The following is a 9,356-nucleotide window of genomic DNA, read 5'->3' as shown; positions in this document are numbered from 1 at the left end:
CATAGCAATTTCTTCAATAGAGCGATTATCAACATTAATAACAGGACATTTTAAAACTTCAAAAAGCGTGTTAGCGTATTTGATTTCTTCTTGAATTCGTGCAATCGTCGCATAGTTTGATCCTTCTGGCAAACCTAGAGCCTGCAAGCGATAATTACGAATCTCGGTCAGTTTACTAATCGTTGTCGTGAGACCAATCAATTTATTTTTGGGGACATCATAAATTTCTTTTGGCACAGGAATTTCTGGCAATAAGGGGAGATTTGCGACTTTAAGATTGTGATTGGCCAGATACATACTGAGAGGTGTCTTTGATGTACGCGAAATACCTAATAGCACGAGATCAGCATCCTTGAAGCCGCGAGGGTCTTTACCATCGTCATAACGGACAGCAAATTCAATGGCAGCAACGCGATTAAAGTAGGTTTGATCCAGTTGGTGAATAATACCCGGCTGACCAATCGGTTTTTGATTAATTTGTTGGGCGACTAAATCACTGAGTGGCTTAATATAATCAACGACTGATAGACCAGTTTCCAAAGCAAATTGTGTGATAATTGACCGTAAGTTGTCATCAACTAAAGTCGTTACGACAATCGAATTTTCAGATAAAGCATCAATCAAGATTTGGGATAAATAATCGGCAGTTGTGACAAATGGAAAACGTGTGATTTCAGGATTTTTATTATCAGGGAATTGTGCTAAGACAGCATGGACAATTTTTTGCGCTGTTTCTCCTATCGAGTCAGAGATAACAAATATTTTAGCTTCTTTCAATTGATTTCCTCTCTTTCCATTGTTAAGCCGTGTTGGATGAAGTAACGCATCAGCGTTGTTTTCGTTATCTTTCCAATGATTTGTTGGTCATCAGAAAGCACCGGTAAGCTATCAACTTTGTGTTCGTCTAATAAAAATCCTGCATCAATAATTCTAGCATCTGGTTTGATTGTGACAATATTTGCTGCACGTGTCATCATCATCGCAACGGGAATGTCGTTTAGATTGGCATGTGTGATACTGACACGCAGCAAATCTTTTCGAGATATCACACCTAATAAGTGTTTATTGTTATCCCCAACATAGATAGCCCCGATATCATGGAGAAACATCATCGTAATCGCTTCGTGAACAGATAAATCCTGTGTGACGATTAAGGGTTGTAAGATGATATCAGAGATGGTCTGATGGTAAAGTTCCTTATACCAGAGGGAGTCAACCAACTTACCAGAATAGAGATAGCCGATTTTGGGACGTGCTTCCAAAAGACCCAGCATGGTTAAAATCGAAAAATCGCTTCGTAAAGTTGCCCTTGAAAGGCCAAACGCTTCTGCAATCTTCTCGCCGCTGATGGGCTGGTGATGTTTAACAATTTCGATGATTTCTTTTTGTCTCGTTGTCAATTTCATTCTTGTTTACACCTCTTTATATTTATATGATACACTATTTGATGATAAAATAGTGTATTTTTGGAATTTTTTTTAGAAATATAGGTCTTGACAGCTAATGTGATACGCTATATAATCAAGTTATATCTTTTGGTGTAACACATTTTAGAGAAGAGGTCTAGTATGACAAAATTTGTTTATCAGTTTTCGGAAGGTTCTAAAGAACAAAATGATTTACTGGGTGGTAAAGGTGCTAATTTAGCTGAGATGTCTACTTTAGGTTTACCAGTTCCAGACGGATTTACCATTACGACAGAAGCTTGTGTGACTTATCTTGCCAATGACTTTAAGCTACCAGATCTTATCATCAATCAGATAAAGACTGCCTTAGCTGACATGGCAATCAGAACGCAGAAAAGTTTCAATGATACCAAGCATCCTTTGCTAGTTAGTGTTAGAAGTGGTGCCAAGTTTTCAATGCCCGGCATGATGGATACGATTTTAAATTTAGGTTTAAATGATCGGATTGTTGACGTCATGGCAGAAAAAACAGGCAATCCAGTCTTTGCTTATGACTGTTATAGACGTTTATTACAAATGTTTGGTGATGTCGTCTTTCAAATTCCTAAAAATGTTTTTGAAGAACAGTTGGAAAAAACAAAACGGGTCAATGGTTATCAAAGTGACACCGATCTATCAGCTGCTGATTGGCAGCAGTTAATCAAAATTTATAAGACGATTTATGTCCAACACTTAGATCGTGAATTTCCACAAGATCCTGAAGAACAACTATTTTTGGCAATTGAAGCGGTTTTTAAGTCTTGGATGAATCCGCGAGCTAAGATTTATCGTCAACTGCATCATATTTCAGAATCGCTTGGCACAGCAGTCAATATTCAGGAAATGGTCTTTGGCAATACTGGTGAAAAAAGTGGGACAGGCGTAGCTTTTTCACGTAATCCATCGACAGGTGAAAAAGGGCTATTTGGCGAGTTTCTGCTTAATGCGCAAGGAGAAGATGTTGTAGCAGGTATTCGAACACCGAAAAATATCTCAGAATTGCAGCAAATGATGCCAGAAGTCTATCAAGAATTTCAGAGCATTGTGACCAAACTGGAAAATCATTATCAGGACATGCAAGATATTGAATTTACCATTGAAAACAAAAGACTCTTTATTTTGCAAACGAGAAACGGTAAACGAACAGCTAAAGCTGCCTTTCAGATTGCCATTGACCTTGTAAACGCTGGGATTATCAGTAAGGAAACAGCACTTTTGCGATTGGATTCAGAACAAATTAATTTCCTGCTACATCCTGTTTTTGATGAACAAGAAGTGTTGACACATCAAGAATTTGGCAAAGGCTTGCCAGCAAGTCCGGGTTGTGCTTCTGGTCGTGTTTATTTCGATAGCGATGCCGCAAAACTTGCCAAAGAAAAAGGCGAGAAGGTGATTCTGTTTCGAACAGAAACCTCACCTGAGGATATTGAGGGGATGGTGGTGAGTGAAGCCATCGTCACCAGCCGTGGCGGTATGACCTCTCATGCAGCAGTTGTTGCGCGAGGCATGGGCGTGTGTTGTGTGGTGGGGTGTACAACATTGACGATAAACGAAACAGAAAAAATCGTTGAGGCGGTCAATGGTGACAGAATCTTTGAGGGGACTACTGTTTCCATTGATGGGCGAACAGGAAAGCTATACTTAGGAAAAATTGCGACACTAAAAGCCGATGAAAACGTAGCTTTGAAGACGGTCTTGGCATGGGGAGATGATATCGCTAAACTAGCGGTTAGAGCGAATGCAGAAACGGTTAGTGATATTCAAGCAGCCTTCAACTTTGGTGCAACTGGGATTGGTTTAGCAAGAACAGAGCATATGTTCTTTGGAGAAACACGTCTCTTGAATATGCGCAAGCTAATTTTATCCACAGAAGAAAGGGCGCGTCATCAGGCCTTGGCAAGCCTAAAAACTATTCAAAAAGAAGACTTTAGAGCAATTTTTAATTTGGCACGTGACAAACCTGTCACAGTTCGACTATTAGATCCCCCTTTACATGAATTTTTACCACAAGCAGCTAAAGAAATCGAGATTTTGGCAGCTGATTTGAATCTATCTATCGTCGATATCACCCAAAGAATTGAAAATCTGCGCGAGGTTAATCCAATGTTGGGGCATCGTGGGTGTCGATTAGCTGTCACCTTCCCAGAAATCTACCGAATGCAAGCTCAAGCGATTGCTGAGAGCGTGATTGCTTTAAAACAGGAAAAAGGCGTCACGGCAAACGTCGAAATTATGATTCCATTGGTAGCAGAAGTGGCAGAATTAGCCTATGTGAAAGCTCAGATTGAAGCGGCAGTTGCTGATGTTATTGCGACAACAGGTATCGAGTGGTCCTGTCAAATTGGCACGATGATTGAGATTCCAAGAGTCTGTGTGACAGCTGATGAAATAGCAACAGAAGCCGATTTCGCAAGCTTTGGTACCAATGATTTGACTCAGATGACTTATGGTTTTTCTCGTGATGATGCTGGCAAATTTATCGGGGAATATCTAGATAAAAAGTTATTACCATGCGATCCATTTCAAACTTTAGATGTGCGAGGTGTGGGAAGTTTGATTGACCTTGCCGTTAAAAAAGCAAGGTCAGTGAAGCCAGAGATGAAGTTAGGCGTTTGTGGTGAGACGGGTGGTGACCCAGAATCGATCCAATTCTATCATGCCGTTGGTTTGGATTATGTTTCTTGCTCCCCTTACCGTGTACCGATTGCACGAATTGCTGCGGCACAAGCTAAAATACGTGATAGCAAACCAGATACTCAAAACGAAGCAATGTCGGTGTAAACTTTTACAGCTAATAAAGCATCTGGCGAGAAGGTCAGGAAGGAGAAATCAAATGATGATGAATGAGCGAACGGTATATGAAAATGACTATGCGCTGACGCGTTTGGAAACCTATTATCAGGACTTGTTGACAAGACTTCAAAGAGATTATCCAGAAGCCCATGTGGTTTTGTGTGCGAAGTTAATCACAACCAGACTTGGGGAAGAAGAAGTTGCAATGACGAGAAGTAATTGTCTTGATATCTCTAGGAAAATTAAGGCAATTAAAGAAACTTTAAATCTTCTAGGAATTGATTTGGCTTAATTGTGTTTTGAAGCATCCTACAAAAAGGGGAGTGGCCTGTTTAAATCTCGCACATTTGTGCATGTAGCTGAAAAATGTTATTTTCCTAGTCCTTCGATTTCCAAATGATTGACAGAGATAAAAAAGCATGATATACTTTCGTTAGAAAGAAAAAACATTTCAAACGAAAGAGGATGATGAAAATGAGTGTGAACGTGACAGAAAAGAAAACAGCAAAAACAGCGGAGTATTTTGGTCATTTGACAGATAGAGTGGCGCGTTATCGTGAAAGCGTTTTAACGACTAAACCTTATGTCTGTGCTGAGCGTGCCGTTTTAGCAACACAGGCTTATCAAAATTATCAAGATCAGCCTGTCGTCTTAAAGCGTGCTTATATGTTGAAAAACATTTTGGAAAACATGACGATTTACATCGAAGATGATACCTTAATCCTTGGCAATCAGGCATCTGAAAATCGTTCGGCACCGATTTTTCCAGAGTATGCTATGGATTGGGTCATTGCAGAATTGGACGAATATGAACAACGTGACGGTGATGTTTTCTATATTACAGAAGAAACGAAAGCACAATTACGTGAAATAGCCCCTTACTGGCAACACAATACAACCAAAGAAAAGGGGTTGGCAGCAATTCCAGAAGTCAGTCGTCTATTCTATGATTTAGGGATTATCAAAGCGGAAGGGAATATCACATCAGGAGATGCCCATATCGCAGTCAGCTATGAAGACTTGATTACCAAAGGTCTACAAGACTATGAAGCAAGAACGAGAGCTGAAAAGGCAAAACTTGATTTGACAGTCGTTGCTAATCTGAAAAAAATGTATTTCTACGATGCCATTTTGATTGTCCTTGAGGCAATCAAAACATTTACAGCACGCTATGTGACGTTGGCAGAAAATAAAGCACAGGAAACAACAGATGTTAAACGCAAAGCAGAGTTGCTAGAGATGGCACGCATTTTACGTAAAGTACCAAATGGTAAAGCTGATACTTTCTACGAAGCCGTCCAATCCATTTGGATGATTCAACTCATTTTGCAAATTGAGTCAAATGGTCATTCACTTTCCTACGGTCGCATGGATCAATATCTCAATCCTTTCCTTCAAAGAGATCTTGAAAATGGGACGATGACAGAAGATGGTGCTGTTGAAATCTTGACCAATCTTTGGGTCAAAACTTTAACAATTAACAAAATCCGCAGTTGGGGACATACACAGTTTAGTGCAGGTAGCCCCTTGTATCAAAATGTGACGATTGGTGGTCAAACCAAAGACAAAAAAGATGCTGTTAATCAGTTATCTTACTTGATTTTACGTAGTGTGGCTCAAACGAAATTACCACAGCCTAATTTGACCGTCCGCTATCATGCGGGACTTGACGAAAAATTCATGAGAGAATGCGTCGAAGTCATCAAAATTGGGATTGGTATGCCTGCTTTCAATAATGATGAGATTATCATTCCATCCTTTATCGACCGTGGTATCAGTGAAACAGATGCTTATAATTATAGCGCCATTGGTTGTGTAGAAACGGCAGTTCCAGGCAAATGGGGCTATCGTTGTACGGGTATGAGTTTCATCAATTTTCCTAAAACATTACTGATTGCTATGAATAATGGGGTTGATCCTAAAACAGGCATACAAGTTGTTGAGGGACTTGGCCATTTCAAGGATATGACTAACTATGCGGAAGTCGAAAAAGCTTGGGATCATGTTATTCGTGACTTCACACGCCATAGTGTGATTATCGAAAATGCGATTGATATGGTATTGGAAGAAGATGTGCCGGATGTCTTGTGTTCAGCCTTGACAGAAGATTGTATTGGTCGCGGTAAAACGATTAAAGAAGGCGGCGCTGTCTATGACTTCATCAGTGGCTTACAGGTTGGGATTGCCAACTTAGCAGATTCCTTGGCAGCCATCAAAAAAGTCGTGTTTGAAGAAAAACGCGTAACACCTAGTGATTTGTGGGAAGCCTTGTTAAATGACTTTGCTGGTGAAAAAGGTCAAGCTATCCAAGACTTACTTTTATATGATGCACCAAAATATGGCAATGATGATGACTATGTTGACCAATTAGTCGTTGATGCCTATGATGTCTATATTGATGAAGTCAAGAAATATCCCAACACACGTTTTGGTCGTGGACCAATTGGTGGCACACGTTATGCAGGGACATCTTCAATTTCAGCAAATGTCGGTCAAGGCAAGGGCACGATGGCAACACCAGATGGTCGAAATGCAGCCACACCATTGGCTGAAGGCTGTTCGCCAACACATGCCATGGATAAGAAAGGCCCAACTTCTGTCCTGAAAAGTGTTTCTAAATTGCCAACCAAAGAAATTACAGGTGGTGTCTTATTAAATCAAAAAATCAATCCACAAGTCTTGGAGAAAGACGAAGACAAACAAAAGTTAGTCATGCTTTTACGGACTTTCTTTAATCGTTTGCATGGCTATCATATTCAATACAATGTAGTCTCTCGCGAGACCTTGCTTGATGCACAGAAACATCCAGAAAAACATCGTGATTTGATTGTTCGGGTGGCGGGTTACTCAGCATTTTTCAATGTTTTATCAAAAGCAACACAAGATGATATCATTGAAAGAACAGAACACGTTTTGTAAGAATTTGTAAAGCATGCACAAATGTGCAATAAATATTTTTGTGCAATAAAAATGCTTGCTATATCAAGAAGTCAGCTGTTCTCTTATCAATAGCAAACATCAAAGTATTAAAAAATGATAAGCTATAAGCAATAAAACATATCTTATCAATAAGGGAGTAAAGAAAATGGAGTTTCTATTAGACACAGCTAATTTAGCTGAAATCAAAAAATATGTGGCAATCGCACCAATTGCTGGTGTCACTTCTAATCCATCAATTGTTAAAAAAGAAGGTAAAATCAACTTTTTCAACCACATGAAAGCCATTCGAGAGATTATCGGTCTGGATAAAACCTTGCACGTCCAAGTTGTCGCGCAAGATGTGACAGGCATTGTTGCTGATGCGCATGCGATTTTAGACAACATTGACAAGGAAGTCTATGTGAAAGTTCCTGTTAATGAAAATGGTCTAGCAGCAATTAAAATTTTGAAAAAAGAAGGCGTGAAGATTACAGCAACTGCTGTTTATACAAAATTCCAAGCCTATTTAGCCGTTGCTGCTGGTGCAGACTATATTGCCCCTTATTTCAATCGCATGGAGAATTTAAATATTGATCCAGTTGCATTGATGACTGAGTTGGCGCTTGAAATTGAGCGGACAGGTAGCAAGTCAAAAATTTTGGCTGCTAGTTTCAAAAATGTCGGACAAGTCAATGCTGCTTTAGAAGCAGGGGCACAAGCCTCAACTTTCGGTGTCGATGTATTGGACTCTGCCCTTGCCATGCCAGCCATTCAGAAAGCGGTTGTTGATTTCACTGCGGATTGGGAAGCTAGTTTTGGCGAAGGCACAACGATCACATCACTTTGAGCTATTATCTAATAGCATTTTGATGAGCGGTGTTTGGGAAAGGAAGTGCAATTTTATCAAGATAACGAGTATCTCACATCTATCCAAATAGAAAAAATTGCACGCTGACTCATGATGATTTAAATGACGAAGGGTGCAATTTTTGTGTCCTTATCAGGCGAACTTAAAGCCAAATAGACGAATTAGAGGCAATCAAATGAAGGATGACAAGTACAAACTTTTATCACAAGTGGCTTATATGTACTATATAGAGGATATGAGTCAGCAGGAGATTTCCGATAAACTGGGAATTTATCGGACAACGATTAGTCGATTAATCAAAGAAGCGCGTGAAAAGGATATTGTTGAGATTAATGTACGCGATTTTGATACGAAAATTTATGCTTTAGAGACACATTTTCAAGCCAAATATCACATGAAATTTGTCCAAATAGTTCCAACAACTCCTGAAGACAGTGAACAGGAAAAAGATGAGGGACTATCCAGAGCAGGGGCAGCCTTCATCAAACAAAGACTTGAGAAGAATTCAGTTGTCGGTGTTTCTTGGGGGCGAACACTCGCCCAAACTATCAGTCATATTGAAAATCGGAGAAATACACACTCAATTTTTGTGCCAATTGTCGGTGGACCCAGTCATGTCAACGCGCAATATCATGTCAACACCTTGGTCTATGAACTGGCTAGAAAGTTTGGTGGGAGTAGCCAATTTGTCAATGCCACCGTTGTGCAAGAAACTAAAGCATTACGAGAAGGGATTATCCATTCTAAATATTTTTCAGAGCTGAACGATTATTGGTCTAGGTTGGATTTAGCGATTGTCGGTATCGGCGGAAAATTGACGTTTAGGGATAGTCAATGGCGTGATTTGATTACACCAGATGATTATGAAGACTTGGAATTGCGAGAAGCCATAGGTGATTGTTGTTGTCGCTTCGTTGACGGAGATGGTAAAGTACTTAAAGGCAGTCTTTATGAGCGAACGATAGGCATGGAGTTGACTGACTTAGCTAAGGTACCAATATCAGTCGGCATTGCCCGTTCAAAACCTAAAGCCAAAGCCATTTTGGCTATGTTAAAAAAAGGATATATCAATGTGTTAATCACAGATGAAGAAACAGCACTGGAAATTTTAAGTATTTGCAATGACCCGTATCTACAGAATTATTTAGCAAAATAAGCTGAATGTTTCAGGCATCCAATGTCATGACAGCAGTTAAGAAAGAGGAAGTTTGAAAAAAACTCAAAATAGAAGCGCCCCAAGAAAAAGGGCGCACAAAAAGTATTATTTGACTTACTAAAAAATTAAGCGACATTGAACCCGTGTTTTTGAGCGTATTTGATAGCTCCTTGAA

At 39.7% G+C, this 9,356-nt stretch carries 7 protein-coding genes; 5 read left to right on the top strand and 2 right to left on the bottom strand.

What is annotated here, in order from left to right:
* Both ACYQ21_RS13450 and ACYQ21_RS13445 read right to left on the bottom strand, forming a co-directional pair.
* Positions 1-777: pyruvate, water dikinase regulatory protein (locus tag ACYQ21_RS13450; RefSeq protein WP_460059017.1), on the bottom strand; the 777-nt coding region annotated here is incomplete at its 3' end.
* Positions 774-1,406 carry a helix-turn-helix transcriptional regulator gene (locus ACYQ21_RS13445; protein ID WP_460059015.1) on the bottom strand — a complete coding sequence of 211 codons (633 nt, stop codon included), beginning with the start codon at positions 1,404-1,406 and terminating at the stop codon, positions 774-776. The genes ACYQ21_RS13445 and ACYQ21_RS13450, both read right to left, overlap by 4 nt.
* Positions 1,407-1,568: 162 nt before the next feature.
* On the opposite strand from ACYQ21_RS13445, the gene ppdK reads away from it, so the two are divergent.
* The 5 genes from ppdK to ACYQ21_RS13420 all read left to right on the top strand — a co-directional run bounded on the left by ppdK (position 1,569) and on the right by ACYQ21_RS13420 (position 9,181).
* Positions 1,569-4,226 carry a pyruvate, phosphate dikinase gene (gene ppdK / locus ACYQ21_RS13440; protein WP_460059013.1) on the top strand — a complete coding sequence of 886 codons (2,658 nt, stop codon included), beginning with the start codon at positions 1,569-1,571 and terminating at the stop codon, positions 4,224-4,226.
* Positions 4,227-4,278: 52 nt separating this feature from the next.
* On the top strand, positions 4,279-4,530 hold the full coding sequence (locus ACYQ21_RS13435) for a hypothetical protein (protein WP_460059012.1): 252 nt from the start codon (positions 4,279-4,281) through the stop codon (positions 4,528-4,530).
* A 182-nt stretch (positions 4,531-4,712) separates the two neighbouring features.
* The gene (locus tag ACYQ21_RS13430) at positions 4,713-7,157 is read left to right on the top strand and encodes a glycyl radical protein (protein WP_460059019.1); all 2,445 of its coding nucleotides are present in this window, start codon (positions 4,713-4,715) and stop codon (positions 7,155-7,157) included.
* Positions 7,158-7,323: 166 nt separating this feature from the next.
* The gene (locus tag ACYQ21_RS13425) at positions 7,324-8,004 is read left to right on the top strand and encodes a fructose-6-phosphate aldolase (RefSeq protein WP_460059011.1); all 681 of its coding nucleotides are present in this window, start codon (positions 7,324-7,326) and stop codon (positions 8,002-8,004) included.
* Positions 8,005-8,200: 196 nt separating this feature from the next.
* On the top strand, positions 8,201-9,181 hold the full coding sequence (locus ACYQ21_RS13420; protein WP_460059010.1) for a sugar-binding transcriptional regulator: 981 nt from the start codon (positions 8,201-8,203) through the stop codon (positions 9,179-9,181).
* The last annotated feature ends 175 nt before the right edge of the window (positions 9,182-9,356 follow it).

Source organism: Pseudolactococcus yaeyamensis, from assembly GCF_054658615.1.
The sequence above is the reverse complement of the archived record's forward strand: the minus strand, read 5'-3'. Positions and strand labels throughout refer to the sequence as shown.